The following is a 528-nucleotide window of genomic DNA, read 5'->3' as shown; positions in this document are numbered from 1 at the left end:
TACGTTCGCAAAACGGTCGGCACCAAAATAAATGACCAAATCCGAACCGCCACCGCCGTTATCGACGCCGTAGGCAGCAGCATAAGCATTGGTTAAGTCATCTTTATCTGGTACAGAACCATCTTTGTGAGACCATTCTGATATGTCTTGAATATCTTTTCGACCACCAGTAAATATGGAGACAGGTGACGGATCGGGAAGAATCCCAGTATCGACATTGGCACTGTCGCTACCATCGTAAATATTTTCCCAATCATCCCCCGCAACGGCGTCGTCTGTTGCATTACCTTCCAGTTCGAAGGTGCCCAGATCATGAACCGCCCAAGTCGGCGAGGCGAACACACTCAATATCAGCCCCAAGCAAAATGCTCGAGCCAATATCACCAGTTTATTAAAGTCCATCTTACTTTCTCCTTTTCCAAACAGAAGATACGAGCCGATTGGTGCTCATAACGGCAAGGAGCGTCTCCAATTAACACGTCATCACCATTGACGCTGGGCTCGTTACGTACGGGAGGGGTTAAGCAA

General features: G+C 48.1%; 1 pseudogene. It reads right to left on the bottom strand.

What is annotated here, in order from left to right:
* A pseudogene (locus R7P74_RS29035) lies at positions 1 to 402 on the bottom strand (hypothetical protein); the annotation flags it as partial.
* Between the last annotated feature and the right edge of the window lie 126 nt (positions 403 to 528).

Source organism: Vibrio sp. 2033 (assembly GCF_033339735.1).
The sequence above is the reverse complement of the archived record's forward strand: the minus strand, read 5'-3'. Positions and strand labels throughout refer to the sequence as shown.